This window comes from Paenibacillus sp. yr247 (assembly GCF_900103825.1).
In the GTDB taxonomy this organism is placed as follows: domain Bacteria; phylum Bacillota; class Bacilli; order Paenibacillales; family NBRC-103111; genus Paenibacillus_E.
Map to the genome: position 1 here is coordinate 151,122 of NZ_FNIF01000004.1, position 21,739 is coordinate 172,860.

Consider the following 21,739-nt stretch of genomic DNA (forward strand, 5'->3'; position numbering starts at 1 on the left):
CGATATGAATCTACTTAATTCAGTTTGAATTCAAATTTCATTATTCAATTCTTTAACAAATCCATCTTGATAACCAACAATTACTTTCGCAGCCATATTTACAAATAACCCATTATCAACAACACCTGTTATCCTATTGATCTCGTCATGGAGTTCTCTTGGCTGCTCGATACTTCTAAAATCACAATCAATAATGTAATTTCCGTTATCAGTCGTGAATGGATTATTTTCAAAAATTCTAAGTTTCGGAGTACATCCGAGAGCGCTAAGTTTTCTCAATGTTATTTCATAACCGAATTTCACAATTTCAACAGGTAAGGGGAAATTCCCAAGTCGATTTACGATCTTGCTTTCATCGATAACAATAATAAGTTGTTTACTTGAAGAAGCTACAATCTTCTCGCGCAACAGAGCGCCTCCCCCGCCCTTTATTAAGTTCCATTCATCGTCAACTTCGTCAGCACCATCAATCGTGACGTCAATTTCTTCTATCTCTGAGAATGGAATTAAGTGGATTCCCAATTCCTTAGCCAGGTTTTCTGAGTGAATTGATGTTGCTACAGCCTTAATATGAAGACCACTATTTATTTTTTTTCCTATTTCTTGAATTGCCCAATAGGCCGTAGAGCCAGTACCTAATCCGACAATCATACCATCTTGTATGTATTCCACTGCTTTTTCAGCAGCTGCTCTTTTGGACTCCACAAGACCACCCCTATAAATAAATTTATTGGAATTCCGAATATCGTTCTCAAATGATTTTACCACAATTAGATGACTGTAGTAACGTTATCGCTTTTTATTATGGTTTTTTTTGTAACTTATTAGTAACTTAATCATGAACTAAACGTTGAAGTAAACTCACCACTCTAGCCTATGCATGTCCCTTTATTTCAAAATACAAAAGAGGAGCGCAACGTAGCAAGCTAACCTTCGTTCATCAAAGGTATCCACTCGGCAGTTATTGTTTACCGTTATATTTCAATTCTACATTTCCTATTTCTATGAGATATTATCGTCTTCAATTGCACCCATTCTTATATACTCTATTATCTTTTTAGATTCAGTTTCAATCCTTTTTGTTCCCTCAGCATCTAACCACCAATTGTCTTTCCTTGTAGTTTGGTCATCTACTGGACAAAGCGTATACTCAATCCATTTGGGCATGTAGGTTTTTAATGTAAGATAAGACCTTCTCATGTGATAGGTACTAGTGACAACAAGGATTCTTCTTAAATTATGCAACATAAACGCCCTATCTAATATCATCAATGAGGAAATAACATTCTCTTTAGTATGTTTTGATTCTTTTTCTATGAGAATATCTTCGTCGGGAACACCTAATTCTATTGCTTTTTCCATCATTACTAACGCCTCAGCTTTATTAGACTGCCCTTCCCATACTGTTCCACCTGAAAATAGAAGTTTTGGTGCCCTGCCATTCTTGTATAACTCAACAGCCTTAGGTACCCTATATTTAATACTTTTGTTACTTCCAAAAACAAAAATACAATCACCAGATTGACCATCGTCCCCAATTCCCTCAAATATTAATTTTGCTATTTGCTCTTTTGTTAAATTATCGGGGTCAAGACCTGAAATTCTCATTATAAACGCCTCACTAAAATTATTCTTAAATACTACATATTTTATCATGTTCCAAGAGTTTTTGTTATAAGTAAACTGCCCGATAGGTTAGAGACGGAGCACACCTTCAGCGCATTTTCAGCAACCTTTCAATTAAGATTCAGTTGGCTACCCAGCCTATACTTCTAATTGTAAGACAAACAATAGAGAGGAAGGATGAGAGATGGGAGAAGGTCATATAAGAGGCTCGGAAAATTGGCACCAATTCAGAGGCAACTCTTATGAAGGCATGCACCATGGCTTTCATGGATCGCCGCTTCAGAGCATTGTAGGAATGCTAATCGTCGTTTTACTCGGATTTTTGTTGTGGAGAAGATTTCGAACACATAAGCAGAACAACTGGTTTGCAAATATCGATGCGGCCACGCCAACGGTTTCCTATCAGGCGCCCTTAAGTCACAAGGCGAACATGTTGGATGAATGGGAGCGAAACATACACAAGGAGGAGAAATCAAATGGGGATTTTTAAAAGAGTAAAAGACATTGCCTTAGCCGATATCAACGAGATGCTCGATAAAATGGAAAATCCGATCACCATGGTCAAGCAGTACCTACGAGAGCTGGAGGAACAAATCGCTACAGCCAAGACCGCACTCGTAAACCAGTTGATCGCTGAGCGCAAGTATGAAGCGTTGGTCAGCGAACTTGAACAGGTCATCGGGAAGCGTGTCCGACAAGCAAATCTCGCGCTCGACCGAGATGAAGAAACGATCGCACAGCAAGCTGTAGAAGAAAAACTCATTTGTGAAAAAAGGCTCCAAGTGTATCACGAGCAGTATCAGACAGTGAAGCAGCAGATCGTAATACTACAAGAATCACTGCATAAGTCGAAGGTTCTGTACGATGAACTGCAAGCCCAAAAGTGGTTTCTAATGTCCAGAGCAAATGGCGCCCAGGTAATGCAAAACCTGAACCGAGTCGTCGCTTCCGTAAATTCGGATACCATTCAACAGGTTTTTCCAGAATGGAGGAGCAGGTGTGGCTGATGGAAGCGAGAGCCGGCGCGGACGTACAGGTCGATCAGCTTTTTCACAATCCCGCCTCGTCTCGAACGAATACCATTTTCAAGTACGAGGTACAGCAGGAGCTAGAGCGGCTTAACGCTTCAAATAACAGCTCCTGCTTTATAGTTCGCCGCTTAATAACTGGGTTCAATATACACATTAAAACCAGAGTGGTTTTGGATAATTTCTTTTACAATCTCAGCTGGCAGTTTGAGTGTAGTGTCATAAATAAATTGGTTATTTGATGGAGAAGTTTCCATTTTGTTAAGTAGAAATAAAGATCGTTCTAAGGAATGAATATCCCCCCTTTTACTTAGACGTTCGATTAATTTTTCTTTATCAGCTCGTAGTACGACATAGTTTAATCTTACATTTAAATCTGATATATGTTTACAAAACCAATCAAGCTCATCCTCTACTACAAAATCAATGACTACGTTTAACTCATGTTGAATAAAATTCCTCGTTAAAGCAAGGATGTTCTTCCACGTTAGTCTTAACCGTTCCTCCCATGATGGATGTGATTCTCCCTTAAACATATGAAGTATATCATCGCCCTCAATAAGAACGCATTGCTTAACATTTTGTGCGAGTTCTTTCGAAATTGTTGATTTCCCTACTCCTAGCGGACCAGATATGAGATAAATTACGTGTTTCCCGCTTAACTCTTTCATTTCAAATTTCCTCCTAATCCAAATTATTGTTGGATAACATCATGTCAATACGAGGCACGCTCTAAAAGAGTGGAAAATGAGGGCAATGTTCTCTCAAGGCGTTACCAAGCTTCTTTTAGTTACTCCATTATTTTTGTAATAAAAAAATAATAGTAGAATACCGTGATTTCCAATCATTTGTCCCTTTCCGATTACATAAGTACTGCATTTGATAATCGATAGAAGATTGTACCCAGAGAGGACTGATTACAGTATGAAATATTTAATTGTAAATGCCGACGATTTCGGCATATCGCCCGGTGTTAATAAAGGAGTTGTAGAAGCCTATAAGGCAGGTGGGATCACTAGTACTACCCTTATGGTTAATATGCCTGGATTTAAGGATGCAATAAATTGGTCTCGCTCACTCCCCGATCTCGGAGTTGGTCTGCACTTTAATTTAACATACGGAAGACCTGTTTCAAACCCGAATAGCATCCCTTCTCTCGTACAAAAAGACGGAACATTTTATAATATTAAGACTGTTTGCACCAGAGATGAACGGGACATCGAAACTGAACTTACTGCTCAATGGAATCGATTTCTCGCTTCGGGTCTCCGGCCAACTCATTTGGATTCTCATCATCATATTCATCAGATTTTTCCTTCTGTATACAAGACAATGGCTCATTTAGCTGAAAAAGAGAACATCCCCATGCGGCGGTCACAAACGACTGATGAAACAGTCTATCCCTCGCCATTGATGACGGATTATGTAATTTTAGACACATATGAGAAACAAGATGGACTGAATCTTTTACTTCAATACCTCAACCAGCTTCCAGAAGGTACGACGGAATTGATGTGCCATCCTGGATATGCCGACGACATTCTGCGCGAAATCTCAGAGTGGACGGATGCTAGGGAAGCTGAACTGGCTGTTTTTCGTGATCCTGCAATCAAGCAAACATGTCAAGCGCTCAATATCCAGCCTATACATTACGGAATGCTAAGTTCAATTTTAAAACAACCTTCCTTAATCACCGGCCAAGAGTCCTTATCAAAAAAATCAGCTAGAAAAAGAAGAAACACTCTTGTATTAAAACGCAGACGGAACAAGATAAACAATTTTTCCAATAAGTTGAAGAAGAATAGATGGAAACCGAAGAGTAAAATGGTAACTTTCACTGCCAAATTCAAAACAACAAAAAAACGATCAATGCTGCGCGCCAAATCGTTGTTGATCCCTAAATCAAGACGAAAGAACTTTTGAGTTTCCATTTATCATAAAAATAAAGAAATAATAATGAAGAAGCATGTTACGCCTCCCGGCTGCAGCATGCTTCTTTAATATGAATTATTCAGCGAATAATAATCTCAATTGTATCCCTGAAGGATCTGTAACAGTCAAGACATCATCTAGATCAGTTGCTTGCACGCCCACGCTCTGCAGCCGTTCTAATGCTTCATTGCGTGTCTTCTCAGTAGGGAAAATTAGAGTGTAATATTCAAGCCCCGTTCCATTCGAAGGCCGTGATGGCGCTTCTTCGCCAGCCCATATATTCATTCCTATATGATGATGATACCCACCTGCGGATATGAATAGGGCTTTCATCGTCTCACTGGCATCAACGGCCACATCGAAGCCAAGAACATCACAGTAGAACTCCCTAGACTTCTGTAGATTTTTGACATGAAAATGGATATTTCCCATGGTTGAACCAACAGGTAGGCCGCTCCATTCGAAGCCCTCAGCTTCTTTCAGCACACCTTCCCAGTCGATAGGATCTGAGGCCATGATGTAATTGCCATTCTCATCGCGGCGCCAAGTGTTTCTGGGTCGATCGCAATAAATTTCAATACCGTTATTGTCTGGGTCTGTAATATATAAAGCTTCGCTAACTAAGTGATCAGCTTGACCGATGTGGATGCCGGATTGAATGAGATTGCGTAAAGAAGCACCAAGATCTTTGCGCGATGGCAGTAGGATAGCGAAATGATAAAGACCAGCAGCGGATCTTCGTTGAGTGACCTGTGCATGTGGAATTTCTTCTAGCAAGAGAAAAGGATGGATGCCATCAACCGTTAATTCTGCTTGCGTTGATGTGGATTGAAGGACTTTCAAGCCAACGATCTCTAGATAAAATCGAATGGAACGCTCTAGATTGGATACGTTCAATTTAACCAGACCAAGCTTGATATCTGGAGGTAATGTAGTGGACATGTAAAGCTCACCCCTTTTATATTTACTATTTATAATTTAGCCCACAAACTGCATTTGGCCTTTCATTTCGCTTTATTTACAAATGACTGAAAAGTAATGCTCAAAAAAATGATTTCGGTTTACTGCTGTTGCAATTTGATGACTACCAGCATCGCTTTCACGAAAGCTCATCATTCCAAGTCTCTGCTCAGTTTTAAAATCAACATCAATAAAACCTCTCTGATATTCACATAGTTGAGGTTCAAATAAACAAGCTGCTACAAGCGGATCATGGAATGTCATATCATTATTTTCCAACCATGGTGAGCCAAAATCTTCAACTGCTCTCATAATATCAGAACTAAAAAGATCATCTTTCTCATGTCTATTGAGCATAAGCTTGGTTGTCACATTGAGTCCAAAGGTTTTAATGATGGGCACGTTTGTATTGTAAACAATGGCACAAGCATGAGGATCTAACCATGAATTCCAGTTAGCCTCTGGCAAATCCAACCTATTTTCCGACTCTTCTGAAAACACACCACTCATGATATATAGTTCTTTAATCAGTTTAGGAATTTCGGGATCAATCAGAAAAAGCAAAGCAATATTTGTTAAATGACCTATGGCTAAAAGTGAGATTTCATATGGATTTTCATGGATGGTTTTACGCATAAAATCAACGGCTTGATACTTTTGAAAAGAAGTTTCATGCTCCCAGTTTGACAGTTTGACTGCGCCATCAGGTGTTGGATACATACCGCTAGGTAACAATTGCTTGTCCGTACCAGCATAAATGGGAATACTTTTACCTGCAGCCTTACAAATAGCATCAGCAACCATGGCTCTTTTTTCAACTTCTCCACCTACAGTGGTAACTCCTATTAGTTCACACGAAGGGTGACGAAGTAGATAGGCTAAACATAGAGCATCGTCTATGTCGCCACCAATATCGGTATCTAACCATACTTTTTTGGATGTCATACCAATTTCTCCTTTCGATTGTAATAACTGATGTTTAAATTAGTACACACCTTCAGCATTCCGGGGAAGATTTCTTACGTGATGCAGATGTGCTGTAACTCGTTTATCTTCAAGAACTGGATAATTAAAGCCGAAATGATGCGCAACATCCATTGCCGTTTCCCTAAAAAGATCGCACATAACAAAAAGCGCCTCCCAAATGTTCTCGTAATCTGCGTCTGGAAATGTTTGAACAAATGCCTCCCAATGCTTGGATTCCAGATATTTCTCAAAATACTTCCCGCACTTGCCTGGATCAACGACCAAATCGGTGCGTGAGCCTATATGCCACTGAAGCATCAAAGTCAGCATATCCCGTACAGGTCGGTCATACATAAACTTCGCATAAGGAAGTTCCATACGCCATAACCCTTTTGCAATATATGTACTTACCCACCAGAACTCATTGCAACAGTTAGCAAATTGTTTGGCTGTTGGAGGTTTTATCAAATAATCTTTAGTGCTTGGCGCTGGAAAAGGTTCTACTATACCGTCTTTATCTAGCAGCAGCAGACTTAAGCTGTCTGTTTTAAAGTCAGCCATTTTATTGGCAGCATAAAGTGTAAGATCAATGCGATTTCCATCAGTAAACAACATGAGAAATGCAAATCTGTCCTGAACTTGATATGTTGGAGATTCCATTTCATCGGGGGTCTGCATGATGAGTATTTCTCCGAAATTTTCAATCCAACTTCGATCACGAACAAAATGATCAATTGAGGACACGATAAAGACGATATCATAGTCCTGAAATATGTCGCGGGGAGCATTCGGATCAACACGTGAGCCGTTCATTATGACCGCGCGTACACGCTCGTCATCTTTGGCGAATTGGCTAATAAAATCAAGCATTTCGTTGTCATTTCTCATTTAGCTCTCCTCCCCTTTCACCCTGTCATTGAATTTTCATTGTATACAAATAATTCCACGTAGTTATTCAACTATCCTCCCGAAAGCGTAACCAATTTCCTATATGTTATATAAAAATATATTCATATCTCATATCAACCATGTAATGCGTATATAGATAGCAATTATGCATGAATAAAAAGGAGCTGATTCCATCCGCTCCTTTTTACAATTTCGGTTTACTGGAATAATCATAAATTACCCTGTTGTGCGTTTCAAAATAAAGAAAAAGAACTCCTTTCGGAGTTCTTCTCGACGGTGAATTAATTGATGGTACTTATGCATTGATCCTTACTTGGCTCGGTCATTACCTCATCCATTATTGCAGTACGTGTACTACATTAAGTGTTTGCGGCACATCTCCTCGCTTCTATATGGATTCAAAAACAACTTCCCTGGTATTTATCTCGTTGAATGTTCAACGGAACCACACCTCTCTTGTTTCACCGTCGTCAATTATTATGTCCGATCCAATTGATTCTATACATCCTGTTTGAATTATTTTAGTCCTTGCATAGCGCTAGCAATATTCACTTCTTATAATGCTTACATTTTCCTTGTGACAGGCTTCGGTAAAGGTGGATAGGAAGGCATGTTCCTTAGAGAGCGCATCGAGAGCGTGCTCATTATTCGTAAGGACCGCCTGACAAAGCCGATTCAAGTAATCTGATGCCATGTCAACACGTCTCTTCATCTCTCCCGATTCCGCAGTGGCTTGCCCATGACCTGGAACAAGCAAGTGTATTGAATGAGCATCGAACATAGATTTTATTTTATCCAGCGTTTGGCTATACGCCTTCGCGCTCTGATATATAAAAGGCAGTTCAAAATCCGATAAATAATCTCCTGGTATCATGACACCCAGAGGTTCGATTATGGTAATCAATCCATCTGCTGTATGTCCCGGCGCTTGATAGAAAGTCATAATCGTGTCCCCCAGACAAAGCTGCTGGCCATCCTCGTGAATCACGATATCCAGCTTTGGAAATTCGATGGGATAGTTTCTTACAATATAATTTTTGGCATCAAACTCCCGGATCAATTGAAGTTTATGTTCTTTCTTCGGATGATTCTGCAGTCCAAAACTCCCTATTGTTTTTGCATCTGGAAACGCTTGATAGCCAATGATATGATCGAAATCTCCGTGTGTAAAAAGAAGATACGTGTCCCGATCTCCTTTAATCGTATGTACATAATCTTGGATCGCCTTGACTTCATTCGAAAGCCAGTTCGGATCCACGATGAGCACCATCTCCTTGGTTTGTACAACCGTGGAGGTCGTCTGAAATAATTCGCTCTGGAACACCGTTAGGTGTTCATTCTGGTATTGAATCATAGGCGTTAACCTCCTCTCTTCTATCATAGCCCCCAGCTCCTGTTCATACAAGCTGTCAAGTACTAAGAGCTTTATCACAATAGTGGTGTTTATTCAAAAAACAGTGATAGTTGTACCCCATCTCAAAACAGGCCTTTGCTAACTGACATTTGTCCATTCATTTCAAATGCCATTGAAATACAATAGACTATCTTATAACAGAAGGGAGCGAGATGGAATGGGATATGCTGCAGGAAGTTGTTATAGCGGTGGTATCGGTACAAGTATGGCTACGGTTTTGGTCCTCTTCATTCTTTTGGTTATTATCACCAGTACTTTTGTATGGTAATTCGTAACACACCTTAAACTTTTTAAAAGAATACATCCTTCGGAGGAGGTGTGGGGATGTCAATCAACAAAAATCGGCTAAAATCCCTCATGGGCAAACATGTTTACGTTATGACACGCCAAGGGCAAGTTTTAGATGGCATTTTGGATAAGCGCACACATGACAAAATCTATCTTCGTTCAAATGCCAACCTCGTAAGCACAAGCGCATTTACACCATTTACACCGTTCAGCCCATTCTTCAACCCAATCACTCCACTTGTCCTTTTTGATTTATTGGCCATTGAGGAGTCCCCGTTTTTCTTCCGCAGGTCCCCGTTTTTCTTTTGAGAAAAACGGCATGATATTACGATGAAAGGAGTGACTGAATATGGGATATGGAACAGGAGGCTATAGCGCCGGTACAAGTTCAGCAGCAGTATTGGTTCTCTTTATTTTATTGGTTATTATTACTATGACTTTTGCAATATAATACGTATCAAAAGTTAATATATTAAATTTAGATCCTCAGCATGTTGCTTTGGATCTCTTTTTTTTGATCGAACGAATCTTGGGATGAATTTTGGGAAGCTTTTCAAGTTCCAGTATACCATGGGAAGTTCGGCTATCTCGATCGAAACGTTTAAAAAACCTTGAAGGAACTGGTATTGTCCATGTATTTTTTTAACCCCACACTCCTAAAATTATGACTCCGATTGTAATTACCGTTGAGGTAAGAATTCGCTGTATACCTTGTTTTTCTCTCAGAATAACAATCCCCAGTATTGTACCAAATACATTTCCTATCTCCCTCATCGGAGCTAACTGTGACAATGGAGCTAGAGATAATGCATACAAAAACAATAAATAACCGCCTGGTGCAATGAGGCCGCCAATCAAAATAAACCTCCAATTTGTTCTCAATTCTTGGTGTAATCCCTTAGATACGAAAACCGCCCAAGAAAGAGCAATTAAATTACCAATGTTTGTTGTCTCATTCAATACAACTGGAGATACATATTTCAGTGTTATTTTATCAACAGTGATATAACTGGCAATACAAATGACTACTGCTAAAGCCACTAAAGGGACTTTCAGTGAACTGACTGTACTTCGCATTAATTTTAGATGAAAGTATGAATTGAGCGCCCGTGAGGTTTATGAAGGAAGTATTCAAGTCGATTATCGTCCAAGGCAGGAAAATGAGAATGGCAACGATTTGGCAGAACCAAAGAAAGACATTCTTATTCCTACTCCTCTTTGTATAAAGATTCCAGATCGAATGAAGGAAACCTGAACTAAGGACAAGTAAGAGAGCTATGGCGACCATATCTCACGCCCTTTCCATCAAAGTAACCCAAACGATTCGCTCTCTGTATTACACGAGTGAAGCATGCAATCATGATAATACTTAAAGTTACTTTGATATCCCCATTGACTCCAAAACAGGTTAACTGCATCATCGAAATATTCCATTTTATCTCGTAATTCATATACATCGAACATTCAAATAATCCCTCCCAATCGTTCAGCCTCAGCCTTCCTAATGTTACTCTAATATAAGACAAGGTTATAGAGTAATGTTGAATAAAATTTATAAGAATTGCTGACAATGTTGGAGAATTAGTTATCGCGCATCACTTCTCGAAGTCGTTCGTGCCCACAATTCGGACAACTCGTACTTCTTTCTCTTTAAACACTTCCATTTGAATATACTGCCCGCAACTAAAAAAGAAATGATGTGAACCCCGTGCAGACTTCGTTAAAAATAAATTTAATGAAATGCGTGAATTTGTTAATTACAATTTTAATGACAGTGATGATGTCGGCATGTAAGCCTGATTCGTCCGCAACCGCAGGAGCAGCAGACGTTCATCCAGTCGACAATTCCGCACAATTCGCCATTCCTCCAACGGGTGAGATCGCACTCGCGTCCAAATTCTCGTATTCAAAATTAGAAACTACACCCAAGATGGAACGAAAAATACTCTACTCACTGAATGAAAACCAATTGTCCAAACCACTCACGGAAATCCCTTACTACCGTCAGGGAAAGTCCGAACTTTTACCTGAGACCGTATTCAAACAGTATAAGGAAGGACATCAACCGTGGTTGAGCAGTCCTGTCATTGTCGCATTAGTCAACTGTTCTAATTTGATATCTTTGGAAGAAGTAGCTGAGTTGCAGAATAAAGCCCAAAGCAGCGAGAAGAAAATCATAATTGATCCTGACAGGGTAATTACCGAAATCAGCTGCGAAACCCCTTATGTAAAGGTGCAGATGAGCAAACCCGGAGGTATTACCTACGACATTACAATGTTCAAGCCACATGGTACGGAAGTGCTGTTCGTTAAGGAAATTGTTGAAAATACGCCAATAAAATAGAGACTGGTTAAGTATTGGCCGAGATAATGTATGAATACATCGTTGAATTTTATAAGAAAACCTAGAGCAGCACCATCAACAACAACACTCCCTGCGACTCCGTCTGCTACCCCCGCAGCAGGCACCGAAGCAATTAGCAAGCAGCTTAAAACATTACTAGAGCTTGCCAAAAATGGCCAAGTACCTGGCATTAAGTATGCTGCTCATACAGGTATGATTGACGAGGTCAGGCATGCAAATTTTCGATGTCCGTTCAAGTGACCCTACTTTGCAAAAATTAACACTTAAAGAGATTGAGCATACTTTAGGCAAGCCTGCTGACACGAAATTAAATGGAAACGACACAATTTACATCTACATGGCCAATGAAGCATTTCAGCTTAAGTTCATTATCCCTAAGTCGACGGGTAAGGTGGACCATATTTCGGTCTTCTCTCCCAAAGATTCCGTAAACTCTATGGCTGAATAATATATTAATTTGCTAAGAAAATATAGAAAGAGCCTGCTGCATCGTCTGTGCAACGATATCTGCTGCATGTTGGCCGGAAGTCAACATTCTTGTCCCTTGTCCAGCCCACAAGGACATATAGTCCGCATTCTTTTGGATGGCGGCAGCATTGCGAATATCACGCGTCAGTGTGTTATGTGTTGGAAAAGGAAGCGGATCGATCCCGCTTGCGTCCCATTTTCGGATAAACTCGTTACCTATTCCGCGTGCTGGGCGACCCGAAAAAGCTTTCGTCAATACCGTGCTCTCTTCTGTACTTTCCAGTAGGGCCTGTTGATAGGAAACATGCGCTCCGGATTCGATTGCTGTCAGGAATCGAGTTCCCATCTGAACTCCTTGCGCTCCAAGTGCTAAAGCCGCAACAAGCCCCCTGCCATCCATAATACCTCCGGCGGCAATGACCGGAATTGTGACTCGATCTACAATTTGCGGTACTAACGCGAATGTGCCGACGTTCGCTCCCATGGGATGAATGGAGATGTCGAAAGTCCCCCGATGTCCTCCTGCTTCGCTTCCCTGGGCTACTACAGCATCACAGCCAGCCTGCTGAGCTAAGATTGCTTCCTGTACTGTGGTAACCATTGCCACAACTTGCATCCCAGCCAACTTAGCCTGCTGCATGAGCGGTTCAGGAAGAACGCCGAACGCGGTGCTGATCACAGGCACCTTTTCTTCCAATACTACCGCAAATTGTTTCTCAAAAAGGTCAGGTGACGTCACTCCTTCTTTATCTGCATGAGAAATGCCAAGCACGTCCCGTATCTGGTTCAGTTCACGTTGGACTTCCACGATTCTCGAATTGTCGTCGGAAGCGTGTACCACAAAAAGATTAACACCAAATGGCGCATCAGTTAGCTTACGAATTTCACAAATAGCCTCACGAATTGCAGCCGGCTCCATGTAGGCTGCTCCCAGTGTACCTAGTCCACCCGCATTGGACACGGAAGCCGTCAATTTCACCGTTGATGGCCCTCCTGCCATGCCTGCCAAAAAAATCGGATACCTGATGTGAAACCGCCGACACAGTTCTGTCTCAAATTCAATTTTCAAACGTTCATTCTCCTCTCCATGGATAGATTTACCTATTTTAATATTAACATAATTCGTTATTTTCCCCCAAATGCTTCTAGAACTATGCAAGTAAAAAGACAGCCTCACGGCCGCCTTTTTTTACCTTTTAAATTATTATTACAGCAATAGCTTTAAGCTCTTAAAATGTGATTATGACTCCACTCTCGGCTTTGTCGGGTCACAGTTCAGATGGTTCACTTCGGACACCCAGGACAACTTCGTCAAATAGTAGCATTCTTCCCTAGCCATATGATCTGCCATCAATGGCATCAAAGTACCTAGAATCTCCCGCGTTAACCCCATCTCTTCCAACTCTTTTAAGAACTCCATGAACAAAAGCATTTCTAACTCAACCTCTTTGTTAAACCAATTTAGTGCCGGGAAATTTCGAAGTCCCGTACGGGTATAGCCGGCTAATTCCACCGCTTTCAAATAAAACTCTTCGAAATGTTTAGTAAATTTGTTACTTTTTTCCTTTAGTCTCTTTTCCACCAAGTCCAATCTACAGCTAACAGAAGCTGCATGACCAAACGCATCCTGCAACCAAACCAAGTGGTGATGAAGTGGGTCTTGTAGCGGTGGAATTTGTCCTGCTTGCAGAGACTGGAAGATGGATAGTGCCTCTTCTACCTCATTGACCATATGGTTTAGGAATGTTGGAGGCAAATTGATTTTTATTTTTCCACTAAGATGACGTTTTAAAAGGTGTAATTTGAAGAAGCGTAATTCTTGCCCTTTTTGGAAAGCAGCCTTATTTAGTTCATAAATAGAATACACGGTTGACTCGGCTCTAACTGATTCCAACATACTATCAAATGATTGAATAAACATCTCGGCCCTGGTTAATTCCTCTCGCTCATCCGCCGTTAGTGATCCATGAATAAATCTGGCATGGTCCCCCAAGATCTGCAGCCAAAATCGGAGCTCAAACAAAGTTGCCGCCTCAAGACTCGTATATTTCAATTCTCAATGCCTCCTTAAGTCCTTTAATCACTTTTTGAATAAGGTATGCGCAATCGCCTATAGGAGTGATTTATTTACATTTGTAACTACAGTCCAAAACTAAAAATAAAAATGGAGTGCTAAGTATTAACTTAACACTCCATTTTTATATCGTCACACATGCCAAATTCCTTCTTACTCCTCGATCTTAAAGATGGAATCAATAATAATCGGAAGATTGTCTCTAACCGAAACCGCCCTTGGGAAAATTATACTACATGTTCCTGTTACTACGCATTCGGATCTACTTGCGAAACACCGAATAGCATTCGCTCATCTAGATCCCTCCAATTACAATTCTAATCATTACTTTATCACACAACTATTTGTTATAGACAATGAATTTGGACAATATTACCTATATAACCAATAATCCTCTAAAGCCGATCCATCATTTTCTATGGTACATTAATCCCATAAACACTTCATAATACCAAATATGGAATAGGGATGTGTCATACATATTGAAAAAATTAGTTGTTGCTACCTCAGTCGCGCTGACACTTTTATTTTCTACAGCTGGTTTAACAATGCCTACTACGGCTTCCGCAACAGAGATTTATGCTACAAATGGTCACAAGTTTGTAAATACAGCTAAATCTTATATCGGTAGAGTCACATACCGCTTTGGTACTAGGGATCCGCAGCATTTGACTTTTGATTGCTCTGCTTTTACTCAGTTTGTTTTCAAACAAAACGGGATTAGTATCCCATGGGGATCAAGTGCACAAACGCAATTCGGTTCTCGAGTTCCTGATAAAGCACATCTAGCCATTGGTGATCTTGTCATGTTCAGCGTGAATAAGCCTGGCCATATTGATCATGTAGGTATTTATATCGGAAATGGACAGTTTATCAGCAATACCAAAAGTTCTGGAGTTGTCATTTCATCTTTGAATACTGGCTACTGGAGTACTCGCTATATAACAGCCCGTCATTACTAGAATCAAATTATATATTAAAAAGAGAGCTCAAGGAATATATTTTCCTTTGAACTCTCTTTTTTCAATTACTTATTAGAGCTTTCAAGGATATGATTCAAAATACGTTGTTTTATTTCCATTGGGTTTTCAATTTGAAAAACAACTTTTCCAAATTCATGATTATTTAATTCAATACTAACTACATCTTTATGATTCTCATAAGAAATGAAACACCATTTATCCCCTATCAGAAAACGTCCTTCTCTAATATCAGCTATTGAAGTGCCGATTCTAAATTGAAACATGGATAATTCAAAGTCATCCATTGAAACATTTGTTATCGTCGAATACGGAATTTCAACTTGACGTTTCAATGCAGCAGCACTTATTAATCCCGATAGATGAAGAATTAGCGTATCCTTCGTAAATTCAATTGTTCTAGACATTTAACTACCTCCGCTTACATTTCGTTTTCGGGTTTGTATACCCCGTTGCCATGCGTCCATTATCCTCTATCCATTTTCTCTCCTACTTTGATGAAAGCACCTATAATACGATTGAGTATGAAAAATCGTTCAGCTTAAAAGCGTCTTTATTCATTTAGTTTAGTTTCTTTAATGAGATCTTTCTTCCAAAAATCTATCACAATATGGTCTGCTAGCTCCATGGAAGCCCATGAATTTTTATATTTAAAATCGTATTCTTCCATCTTTTTTATTGTCGATTCTACTTCTGATTTTCTTACTCTCAGTTCCATCGACACGCAATTATTAATAATTGTTATTAACTCATTCATTTGTTTGGAGTTTTCTGGAATCGTCATTTTCTTCTCACCCTTCTACTGATATGGCTCATATTAATGTTTGTATTCCATAATTATTCACCATACGCTAGCTTGGTAAACCTAAATATATTCCGAATAGGAATAAGCTGCCCATCTATATATGAGAATGATTTCATCTAAAATTGGTTTTGCTTTTTCTAATACTTTTCATTAGAATTATTACATTCGCTAACCACTTTGCAAAGAAGGAACCAATATGCCCTTTCTCAGATTTAAAGGTTTTCAAAGAGATTTCATTTCTTCGATTTCACCTATCATCATCCAGGAATTTTCAAAGGTAACAGGCGTAGTGCAACAAAAAGTAAAAATCGAGCTTCTTCTTGTGGAACAATTAAACAATTCTCCACAATCACTCGAAATACTTATGTTTCCTAGAGATCAGGAGATGCATGATAACATTGTTCAAGTACTGTATACCATATTAAGCGAGCATGGTTTTCCGGATGTTCATATCTTTTTTATCCTGCTATCTCCTCATCTGTACTATAAAGAAGGACAGCCATTAAAAACCAAGAATGAAGATCCAATCTCAATAACATGACGATATAGAGTGATAAAGAAAGCAAAAAGACACGCTTAAAGCGTGTCTTTTCTCTATTAACCTAGACCGATTAAGTCGATATTCATTTGTTCGTTCACTCCACGACAGGGAACCAGCCAGGGGCGTGCATAATCACTTGCCAGAGCGGGGCCGGAATCGCGAGACGCAGTTGATCATGCTTGCTCAGCGTCCGTTACCTTACCGTACCGTCCTCTTGGGATGACAAGTTGGTCATCGGCGCCATTTTGCCTCATTAGTTCTTGTTTTAATTTCAACAAGGCCGCTGCGTTCCGTGAAGTAATTGACCGAACACCCATCTCAATAAAATGCTTCATCTGCGCTTCTTCGTTTACCGTCCATATGCATACATCAAGGTTATTACTAGCTGTTATATGAAGCAGTTCGGCTTGAACAACACGGTAATTTAAGTTGATACCGAAGCAAGCCGTGCTTTTAGCATCTTCACAGCATATTTTCGCCGCTTCTTCGTAGTTCTTAGTAAGAAATAACGCAGGATCTACGTTCAGTAGCTTTCGTATGCGCGGATTGACGTGTTGAACTATTTTTGCACGTTCGGTCTCACATCCTGACAGTATGACCTGCTCCAATAGCCTGTTCTTCTCTATCCAATTGGAAATAGGTTCGATACAGGCATCAGATTTAAGATCCAGATTCATTATTTTACCGCAAGCCTGAAGGATGGGGAGAACCGACTCCAGGGATAGGATACGAATGGTCTCTCCTGGTGCACCATTATGGGCTTTGATATCCAACTTACTTAGTTCTGCATAATTCATTTGGGAAATCCAGCATTCTGTTCCATCTGCCAAGTGAACGTTATCGTCGTGGGAAAGCACAAGGACCCCATCCGAGGTTATTCGTATATCTTCTTCGATAATATCGACCCCGAGATTCAGCCCGGTTTCAATGGAAAGCAACGTATTATCCGGTGTTCCCATACAACCGGTGTGAGCTGTAATTAGTGGAAATGGCTTTATCATTTTTCACCTCTTCATTAAAATAAATCCATGTCACGCCTCTTTGTTAATGTACCTGCCTGACTCCTTGATGGGTAATGTCTAAAGACTTGCCGCCTGACTCGGTCCAAACCACAAAATCTAAAGTATGGATCCGTTCCATTGCCTCCATGAGTTTAACTGGACTTTGTACATGAAGGACGAATTGCAGCTGCATGGTTGATGCTTCTCCGGAGTCGGTGGATGCCCCTTTGCGAATCATCTTGACGTTGACAATTTGAATCCCCTCCTCACTGAGGGCAGTAGCTATTTGACCAAGTGCGCTGGGGTTATCGAGCGTCTTGATCGTCATCTCATGGTTTCTCCGGTTTCGCATGACATGTTTCTCCCACTTGTTAAGGACAAGCAAGCTGATTAATAGGAGTGTTGTGGAGAAAAAGGCTGCATATAAAAAGCCGGCGCCAACACATAAACCGATTCCTGCTACTACCCAGATAGAAGCAGCTGTTGTCAAGCCACTTATGACCGAACCATTGCGCAAAATGGCTCCAGCACCGATAAAACCAATACCGCTAATCACCTGAGCTGCGAGACGTGCCGGATCAAGCCGGACATTCGGTTCGTTAGCAAACTGGGAAAACCCATATATCGAGAGAAGCATGATCGTAGTCGACCCTAAGCAGACTAAAATATGTGTCCGGAAACCTGCCGCGTGATTATGCCATTCACGCTCTATTCCAACGGCTCCCCCCATGAAGACTGCCAAGACCAATCGAAGAAGCAGCTCGCCGTGGCTAATTGTCCAAATACTTGCTGTTGCCGTCATGCTAGGTCACTTCCTTCAAGAGAAATAAATCGCGTTTGTGAATCCAATCATTGTGCTCACGTTACAGAAAACACCGTGCATCTCAGCGCGCAACCATTGAACATCGGTTAAATCTAGCGCTCGGCAGACTTTTGGTAAATCACGGGTCAGTTTAATCGAATCCAGTTGTCCTTTATTACTAACCAACTTCATGTCTAACGCGTGATCTGGAAGCTCCCAATATCCGGTTCTTGCAGAGAAGTCAACACCAACTGTGATTTCGGTAAGCTGACCTGGGTTAAGCTTAACCTTATCCCCGATATCGGCCTTTTCACAACCCTCTGTACTTACACTGAGCTGCGGCAATGGTCCCATCGATACAGCTACCGCTCCGCGTTTTAGTGCGTCGAGTGCGGCCATTGCTAAGCCAGACGAAGAAATGACCGTATCCCGAATTCCCAAGTACGTTGCCGAAATAGGCTCAGAAACGGGATCGGATACGTGCCAATCTCTTCCACTGGTGGCTGCAATCCGATGACCTCGGTTCAATAAATCTGTCCACATGGCTAGCGCGCGGCTGTTATTCCGCCTTATGGATGGAAATAAGCCGGACCATACTTCGATATAATCGATATCGTTCCAATCAGACACTTCAAACTCCCAAAAACATCCCGTACACATTGGACTGCCTACACGAAATGGATGGGCTACTCCGACAAGTCCGCCTTGGCGGTGGACACCTTCTATGCCTCGGTGGATATGGAAAGGGCTCAAATTCCGCCAATCCACATACTCAGTTAAACCAAGTGTCAGCATATGTCCGAAAAAAGTCGTCCACTCTAGACCAACGATCACCTCGACACCCGTCGCCGCAACGACCTCATCCCGATTTGACAAGCCTGTCATCGTATTGTGGTCTGTCAAAGCAACCCCGCGCAAACCCAGTGCTTTTGCGGCCTCTGCAAGCTCCATAAGGGATTGCTTGCCATCGCTGTGAAAGGTGTGGCAATGCAGCTCAAATGGCAGCCATTGCTTCATTCCCCTTTACCTCCATCCCATACGTGAAGGCGATATCGGCATTGTTCAGTAACTATGCAATGAAGATTGATCATGATTTTCAGCTGCCCTCTCGGAAAGTTCCCTGGAATTAATCCGGGGGAAGCCTCTTCTGTCGTAATCGTTACGTGTTGAACCGGATCATGTCGGTGACCGGCACCTCGAAACCCGTTTTCATCATCAAATGAAAGTGTCATTAAATTTTGCAAAGGTAGAAAATCCCGCCAATTGTAAGAGGGTCTATGCTCTTTTAGAATAAATTGACCCAGCCCTTCCTTAATGAGCTCCTCAGCCTTCCCTTCATCCTCCAACGTTTTCGGTTCATAGGCGAATTCTGCATGCAGCTCTCTGCATTCCTGATGCAGGTGAACGGTATATGTAATATGGCTCTTGGAACAGCTTGGTGTAACGGTTCCATCCGCTTTGAGTAGTGTTTTCATTACTTGTTCCTCCTGCCACAATTTCACTCATCGTTATCAGACTTTCTCCATTTGAAAAAAACACCTCTCCCGTATAAGGGAAAGGTGCTCTCTCACTAGCATAACCCTTAATGCGACGAAACTTTGTCGTCCTTAATCATCGTTCGGATATAGAAATATCCCATAAAAGAACATAACACGAACATAAATACGGCGGTGGCACTGGCCAACTGTGTTTCCTGATAAACCGAGAAGACTTGCCGCATGGCAACCCCAAGAACTTGAGGTGAGTTAGGTCCAATCAGGAAAGGCGCTGTAAAACCACCGATTATGCCCATAAAGCTGAAGGTAATAGCTACAAGCATCGTGCGATAGGTAAGCGGTACAATCAGTTTGAAAAAGATTTGCATTCGCCCTGCTCCAATATCCTTCGCACTTTCAATCAAGGCGTTCGGAATTCCGGATAACGCTGAAGCGAGCAGCATCGTTGTGAACGGAATATTAAACCATAGGTTTGCTAGAATGATTCCCTTATAATCAAAAATGATCTTAGGAATCGATTCAACTCCGAGCGGCAGTAATAACCGAGATAACCAGCCGTGGTTCCCGTACATGTTGATGATTCCGTAGGAAGCGATAACCGAAGGTACAAACATCGGAATCATGTACATTTTCTTGATGCCGTTTACGATCCGACCAGTGCTAAAACGCATGTAAATGGCCAGCGCATAACCGATAAGAACGACCGCAATCACTGAAATAATAGTCAGCTTCAGCGTAAATAAGATGTTGGCTGACATTCCCTTATCGGTGAACAACTTGATGTAATACTGTAATGTATAATTTCCGTTATCATCTCTAAAGCTCTCGTTGATGGCCAGGATGATCGGTGCGATCACGACAAAACATAAAAGTAGGAAGGATGGGATGACAAGCGATAGCCCAAATATCCCCTGTTTCACATTTTTATTCATTGGCCTGCAACTTCTTGCTGCCAGCGTTTTTGAACCTCTTTGCCGAGATCGCCAAGGTTGAATGTCCGATAGCCTGCAGCCACATCCTTAAACTCATCTCTCAGCTTCGATGGCATTTCCGTCCATTTAATGCCTGGGTAGCCGTACATTTTCTGAATGATAACCGTTTGTGCATCAGGTGTAAGAACAAAGTCAAGGAACTTAGCTACAGAATCCAAGTGCTCGGATAGCTTCGGAGCCATCAGATAAGTTGGTCCGCCAGTGAAGGATGGGCTAATTTGTGTCAGCTTCGTCGTTTCCGGAAGCAGCTTTTTGCTGATTTGCTCAAGCCCTTGGTCAGACCATGCAGGAATCATATCTACATCTCCGTTTGCCATTAAATCTAATGTACCTTGGTTTTTCTTCGGGTAAACCCCTTTTTGATACATGCTTGGATGAAGCTCTTTCAGAAGTTTAAAGCCTTTGTCCCATTGGTCTTTCCATTTCGGATCCTGGCTCGTGTTCGCTTCCGGTGGAAGAAAGTTATAAATGGCCGTTTGCACAAAAGAATCACCTGATCCACCGGTAGCAGGATCATTATAAGCAAAACGACCTGGGTTTTTACGGATCCATTCGTAAAGCTCATCAGCTGTTTTAGGAGGATTTTTCACTTTCGCGCTATTGTAAGCCAGAACAACAGCCGAAGCACGATAAGGAATCCCCTTCCCTTCCAAGTTCTTCAAGTTGTTTTCATCAACTTTACTCAAATTAGGAATTTTCGTTTTATCAAATGCAGCCCAAAGATCGCCCTTCATGCCTTTGGTCAAGTCGCTCAAGCTGCTTTCGTAGAGGTCAATATCACCTGATTTCTGGCCAGCCTGTTTGGCAGCGGTAATACGGTCAAGGGTGGATTGGCCGCCGGATCCGGAATCGATGTAAACCATCTTCACTTTAATGTTCGGGTTGGCTTTTTCAAACATCGGTATGAGTGTTTCCCACAGCTGTTTAACGTTCAGAGAGCCTGTAAAGTAGAATTGGAACTCATCCTGCTTCTGTGTGCCGCTCGCCGGTTTACTGCCACCACTGGCGCAACCAACCAAAGATGATAACACCAAAACTGAAGCTAATGCCACACTTAAACGTTTTTTCATACTGACCATCCCTTATTCCTCC

General features: G+C 41.2%; 27 protein-coding genes and 1 pseudogene. 10 read left to right on the plus strand and 18 right to left on the minus strand.

Annotated features, from left to right (window positions below):
* Nucleotides 1–30: 30 nt before the first annotated feature.
* Together rpiA and BLT91_RS11480 are read right to left on the minus strand one after the other, a co-directional pair.
* Nucleotides 31–705 (minus strand): ribose-5-phosphate isomerase RpiA, encoded by a 675-nt coding sequence (rpiA, locus tag BLT91_RS11475; RefSeq protein WP_090820867.1) that lies wholly within the window; start codon nucleotides 703–705, stop codon nucleotides 31–33.
* 297 nt (nucleotides 706–1,002) lie between these two features.
* Nucleotides 1,003–1,656, minus strand: coding sequence for a YdcF family protein (locus tag BLT91_RS11480; protein ID WP_254776898.1), 654 nt, complete (start codon nucleotides 1,654–1,656; stop codon nucleotides 1,003–1,005).
* A gap of 154 nt (nucleotides 1,657–1,810) precedes the next feature.
* On the opposite strand from BLT91_RS11480, the gene BLT91_RS11485 reads away from it, so the two are divergent.
* Genes BLT91_RS11485 through BLT91_RS33515 form a run of 3 tightly spaced genes read left to right on the plus strand, consistent with a single transcriptional unit; the run spans nucleotide 1,811 to nucleotide 2,748 of the window.
* Nucleotides 1,811–2,116 carry a hypothetical protein gene (locus BLT91_RS11485; protein WP_090820870.1) on the plus strand — a complete coding sequence of 102 codons (306 nt, stop codon included), beginning with the start codon at nucleotides 1,811–1,813 and terminating at the stop codon, nucleotides 2,114–2,116.
* Complete coding sequence (locus tag BLT91_RS11490; RefSeq protein WP_175532248.1) at nucleotides 2,103–2,633, plus strand: PspA/IM30 family protein; 531 nt, start codon at nucleotides 2,103–2,105, stop codon at nucleotides 2,631–2,633. The genes BLT91_RS11485 and BLT91_RS11490 overlap by 14 nt, the downstream gene beginning before the upstream one ends.
* Nucleotides 2,626–2,748: a hypothetical protein gene (locus BLT91_RS33515; protein WP_302847490.1), complete on the plus strand. Its 123-nt coding sequence runs from the start codon at nucleotides 2,626–2,628 to the stop codon at nucleotides 2,746–2,748. The genes BLT91_RS11490 and BLT91_RS33515 overlap by 8 nt, the downstream gene beginning before the upstream one ends.
* A 37-nt stretch (nucleotides 2,749–2,785) precedes the next feature.
* On the opposite strand, the gene BLT91_RS11495 is transcribed toward BLT91_RS33515, so the two are convergent.
* Nucleotides 2,786–3,325: a P-loop nucleotide/nucleoside kinase family protein gene (locus BLT91_RS11495; RefSeq protein WP_090820874.1), complete on the minus strand. Its 540-nt coding sequence runs from the start codon at nucleotides 3,323–3,325 to the stop codon at nucleotides 2,786–2,788.
* Nucleotides 3,326–3,578: 253 nt separating this feature from the next.
* Here BLT91_RS11495 and BLT91_RS11500 point away from each other — a divergent pair, with 253 nt between their 5' ends.
* Nucleotides 3,579–4,577 carry a carbohydrate deacetylase gene (locus BLT91_RS11500; RefSeq protein WP_090820876.1) on the plus strand — a complete coding sequence of 333 codons (999 nt, stop codon included), beginning with the start codon at nucleotides 3,579–3,581 and terminating at the stop codon, nucleotides 4,575–4,577.
* Between the two features lie 84 nt (nucleotides 4,578–4,661).
* Here the strand turns inward: BLT91_RS11500 and BLT91_RS11505 are convergent, their stop codons facing one another.
* From BLT91_RS11505 to BLT91_RS11520, 4 genes are all read right to left on the minus strand, one after another.
* Nucleotides 4,662–5,528, minus strand: coding sequence for a VOC family protein (locus BLT91_RS11505; protein ID WP_090820878.1), 867 nt, complete (start codon nucleotides 5,526–5,528; stop codon nucleotides 4,662–4,664).
* A 72-nt stretch (nucleotides 5,529–5,600) separates the two neighbouring features.
* Nucleotides 5,601–6,491 carry a nucleoside hydrolase gene (locus tag BLT91_RS11510; protein WP_090820880.1) on the minus strand — a complete coding sequence of 297 codons (891 nt, stop codon included), beginning with the start codon at nucleotides 6,489–6,491 and terminating at the stop codon, nucleotides 5,601–5,603.
* A gap of 39 nt (nucleotides 6,492–6,530) precedes the next feature.
* On the minus strand, nucleotides 6,531–7,400 hold the full coding sequence (locus BLT91_RS11515; RefSeq protein ID WP_090820882.1) for an aminoglycoside 6-adenylyltransferase: 870 nt from the start codon (nucleotides 7,398–7,400) through the stop codon (nucleotides 6,531–6,533).
* Between the two features lie 559 nt (nucleotides 7,401–7,959).
* Nucleotides 7,960–8,775 (minus strand): MBL fold metallo-hydrolase, encoded by an 816-nt coding sequence (locus tag BLT91_RS11520; RefSeq protein WP_090820884.1) that lies wholly within the window; start codon nucleotides 8,773–8,775, stop codon nucleotides 7,960–7,962.
* Nucleotides 8,776–9,159: 384 nt separating this feature from the next.
* On the opposite strand from BLT91_RS11520, the gene BLT91_RS11525 reads away from it, so the two are divergent.
* Nucleotides 9,160–9,432, plus strand: coding sequence for a hypothetical protein (locus tag BLT91_RS11525; RefSeq protein WP_090820886.1), 273 nt, complete (start codon nucleotides 9,160–9,162; stop codon nucleotides 9,430–9,432).
* Nucleotides 9,433–9,472: 40 nt separating this feature from the next.
* Complete coding sequence (locus BLT91_RS32295; RefSeq protein WP_217635209.1) at nucleotides 9,473–9,574, plus strand: YjcZ family sporulation protein; 102 nt, start codon at nucleotides 9,473–9,475, stop codon at nucleotides 9,572–9,574.
* Between the two features lie 191 nt (nucleotides 9,575–9,765).
* On the opposite strand, the gene BLT91_RS11530 is transcribed toward BLT91_RS32295, so the two are convergent.
* Entirely contained in the window at nucleotides 9,766–10,164 is a 399-nt protein-coding gene (locus BLT91_RS11530) for an EamA family transporter (RefSeq protein ID WP_175532249.1), read from the minus strand.
* Nucleotides 10,165–10,867: 703 nt separating this feature from the next.
* Here BLT91_RS11530 and BLT91_RS11535 point away from each other — a divergent pair.
* Both BLT91_RS11535 and BLT91_RS11540 read left to right on the plus strand, forming a co-directional pair.
* On the plus strand, nucleotides 10,868–11,467 hold the full coding sequence (locus BLT91_RS11535; protein ID WP_217635210.1) for a hypothetical protein: 600 nt from the start codon (nucleotides 10,868–10,870) through the stop codon (nucleotides 11,465–11,467).
* Nucleotides 11,468–11,611: 144 nt separating this feature from the next.
* A pseudogene (locus BLT91_RS11540) lies at nucleotides 11,612–11,936 on the plus strand (YjgB family protein); the annotation flags it as partial.
* 12 nt (nucleotides 11,937–11,948) lie between these two features.
* Here BLT91_RS11540 and BLT91_RS11545 read toward each other — a convergent pair.
* The gene (locus BLT91_RS11545; protein WP_090820892.1) at nucleotides 11,949–13,025 is read right to left on the minus strand and encodes an NAD(P)H-dependent flavin oxidoreductase; all 1,077 of its coding nucleotides are present in this window, start codon (nucleotides 13,023–13,025) and stop codon (nucleotides 11,949–11,951) included.
* A gap of 171 nt (nucleotides 13,026–13,196) precedes the next feature.
* The gene (locus BLT91_RS11550; RefSeq protein WP_090820894.1) at nucleotides 13,197–14,009 is read right to left on the minus strand and encodes a DUF2935 domain-containing protein; all 813 of its coding nucleotides are present in this window, start codon (nucleotides 14,007–14,009) and stop codon (nucleotides 13,197–13,199) included.
* Between the two features lie 503 nt (nucleotides 14,010–14,512).
* On the opposite strand from BLT91_RS11550, the gene BLT91_RS11555 reads away from it, so the two are divergent.
* Nucleotides 14,513–14,992, plus strand: coding sequence for a C40 family peptidase (locus BLT91_RS11555; protein WP_090820896.1), 480 nt, complete (start codon nucleotides 14,513–14,515; stop codon nucleotides 14,990–14,992).
* Nucleotides 14,993–15,057: 65 nt separating this feature from the next.
* Here BLT91_RS11555 and BLT91_RS11560 read toward each other — a convergent pair whose 3' ends face one another.
* Together BLT91_RS11560 and BLT91_RS11565 are read right to left on the minus strand one after the other, a co-directional pair.
* Complete coding sequence (locus BLT91_RS11560; RefSeq protein ID WP_090820898.1) at nucleotides 15,058–15,417, minus strand: hypothetical protein; 360 nt, start codon at nucleotides 15,415–15,417, stop codon at nucleotides 15,058–15,060.
* Nucleotides 15,418–15,563: 146 nt separating this feature from the next.
* Nucleotides 15,564–15,794, minus strand: coding sequence for a hypothetical protein (locus BLT91_RS11565; protein ID WP_090820900.1), 231 nt, complete (start codon nucleotides 15,792–15,794; stop codon nucleotides 15,564–15,566).
* 217 nt (nucleotides 15,795–16,011) lie between these two features.
* Between BLT91_RS11565 and BLT91_RS11570 the strand changes: the two genes are divergently transcribed.
* On the plus strand, nucleotides 16,012–16,356 hold the full coding sequence (locus tag BLT91_RS11570) for a DUF1904 family protein (RefSeq protein ID WP_090820902.1): 345 nt from the start codon (nucleotides 16,012–16,014) through the stop codon (nucleotides 16,354–16,356).
* A gap of 173 nt (nucleotides 16,357–16,529) precedes the next feature.
* Here the strand turns inward: BLT91_RS11570 and BLT91_RS11575 are convergent, their stop codons facing one another.
* From BLT91_RS11575 to BLT91_RS11600, 6 genes are all read right to left on the minus strand, one after another.
* On the minus strand, nucleotides 16,530–17,357 hold the full coding sequence (locus BLT91_RS11575) for a glycerophosphodiester phosphodiesterase (protein WP_090820904.1): 828 nt from the start codon (nucleotides 17,355–17,357) through the stop codon (nucleotides 16,530–16,532).
* Nucleotides 17,358–17,400: 43 nt separating this feature from the next.
* A complete protein-coding gene (locus BLT91_RS11580; RefSeq protein WP_090820906.1) occupies nucleotides 17,401–18,159 on the minus strand; it encodes an MgtC/SapB family protein in 759 nt (252 codons plus the stop codon).
* Nucleotides 18,160–18,174: 15 nt separating this feature from the next.
* On the minus strand, nucleotides 18,175–19,176 hold the full coding sequence (locus BLT91_RS11585; RefSeq protein WP_090820909.1) for a CehA/McbA family metallohydrolase: 1,002 nt from the start codon (nucleotides 19,174–19,176) through the stop codon (nucleotides 18,175–18,177).
* Nucleotides 19,173–19,634, minus strand: a complete 462-nt coding sequence (locus BLT91_RS11590) for a hypothetical protein (RefSeq protein ID WP_090820911.1) — start codon at nucleotides 19,632–19,634, stop codon at nucleotides 19,173–19,175. The genes BLT91_RS11585 and BLT91_RS11590 overlap by 4 nt, the downstream gene beginning before the upstream one ends.
* A 107-nt stretch (nucleotides 19,635–19,741) precedes the next feature.
* The gene (locus tag BLT91_RS11595) at nucleotides 19,742–20,587 is read right to left on the minus strand and encodes an ABC transporter permease (protein WP_090820912.1); all 846 of its coding nucleotides are present in this window, start codon (nucleotides 20,585–20,587) and stop codon (nucleotides 19,742–19,744) included.
* Nucleotides 20,584–21,726: an extracellular solute-binding protein gene (locus BLT91_RS11600; protein WP_090820914.1), complete on the minus strand. Its 1,143-nt coding sequence runs from the start codon at nucleotides 21,724–21,726 to the stop codon at nucleotides 20,584–20,586. The genes BLT91_RS11595 and BLT91_RS11600 overlap by 4 nt, the downstream gene beginning before the upstream one ends.
* Nucleotides 21,727–21,739: the final 13 nt, after the last annotated feature.

What these genes read in the sequence shown, in the direction of transcription:
- BLT91_RS11480 (WP_254776898.1), bottom strand. Translation starts at nt 1,656, where the DNA reads ATGATAAAATATGTAGTATTTAAGAATAATTTTAGTGAGGCGTTTATA.
- BLT91_RS11485 (WP_090820870.1), top strand. Translation starts at nt 1,811, where the DNA reads ATGGGAGAAGGTCATATAAGAGGCTCGGAAAATTGGCACCAATTCAGA.
- BLT91_RS11490 (WP_175532248.1), top strand. Translation starts at nt 2,103, where the DNA reads ATGGGGATTTTTAAAAGAGTAAAAGACATTGCCTTAGCCGATATCAAC.
- BLT91_RS11495 (WP_090820874.1), bottom strand. Translation starts at nt 3,325, where the DNA reads ATGAAAGAGTTAAGCGGGAAACACGTAATTTATCTCATATCTGGTCCG.
- BLT91_RS11500 (WP_090820876.1), top strand. Translation starts at nt 3,579, where the DNA reads ATGAAATATTTAATTGTAAATGCCGACGATTTCGGCATATCGCCCGGT.
- BLT91_RS11505 (WP_090820878.1), bottom strand. Translation starts at nt 5,528, where the DNA reads ATGTCCACTACATTACCTCCAGATATCAAGCTTGGTCTGGTTAAATTG.
- BLT91_RS11510 (WP_090820880.1), bottom strand. Translation starts at nt 6,491, where the DNA reads ATGACATCCAAAAAAGTATGGTTAGATACCGATATTGGTGGCGACATA.
- BLT91_RS11515 (WP_090820882.1), bottom strand. Translation starts at nt 7,400, where the DNA reads ATGAGAAATGACAACGAAATGCTTGATTTTATTAGCCAATTCGCCAAA.
- BLT91_RS11520 (WP_090820884.1), bottom strand. Translation starts at nt 8,775, where the DNA reads ATGATTCAATACCAGAATGAACACCTAACGGTGTTCCAGAGCGAATTA.
- BLT91_RS11525 (WP_090820886.1), top strand. Translation starts at nt 9,160, where the DNA reads ATGTCAATCAACAAAAATCGGCTAAAATCCCTCATGGGCAAACATGTT.
- BLT91_RS32295 (WP_217635209.1), top strand. Translation starts at nt 9,473, where the DNA reads ATGGGATATGGAACAGGAGGCTATAGCGCCGGTACAAGTTCAGCAGCA.
- BLT91_RS11560 (WP_090820898.1), bottom strand. Translation starts at nt 15,417, where the DNA reads ATGTCTAGAACAATTGAATTTACGAAGGATACGCTAATTCTTCATCTA.
- BLT91_RS11565 (WP_090820900.1), bottom strand. Translation starts at nt 15,794, where the DNA reads ATGACGATTCCAGAAAACTCCAAACAAATGAATGAGTTAATAACAATT.
- BLT91_RS11570 (WP_090820902.1), top strand. Translation starts at nt 16,012, where the DNA reads ATGCCCTTTCTCAGATTTAAAGGTTTTCAAAGAGATTTCATTTCTTCG.
- BLT91_RS11575 (WP_090820904.1), bottom strand. Translation starts at nt 17,357, where the DNA reads ATGATAAAGCCATTTCCACTAATTACAGCTCACACCGGTTGTATGGGA.
- BLT91_RS11580 (WP_090820906.1), bottom strand. Translation starts at nt 18,159, where the DNA reads ATGACGGCAACAGCAAGTATTTGGACAATTAGCCACGGCGAGCTGCTT.
- BLT91_RS11585 (WP_090820909.1), bottom strand. Translation starts at nt 19,176, where the DNA reads ATGAAGCAATGGCTGCCATTTGAGCTGCATTGCCACACCTTTCACAGC.
- BLT91_RS11590 (WP_090820911.1), bottom strand. Translation starts at nt 19,634, where the DNA reads ATGAAAACACTACTCAAAGCGGATGGAACCGTTACACCAAGCTGTTCC.
- BLT91_RS11595 (WP_090820912.1), bottom strand. Translation starts at nt 20,587, where the DNA reads ATGAATAAAAATGTGAAACAGGGGATATTTGGGCTATCGCTTGTCATC.
- BLT91_RS11600 (WP_090820914.1), bottom strand. Translation starts at nt 21,726, where the DNA reads ATGGTCAGTATGAAAAAACGTTTAAGTGTGGCATTAGCTTCAGTTTTG.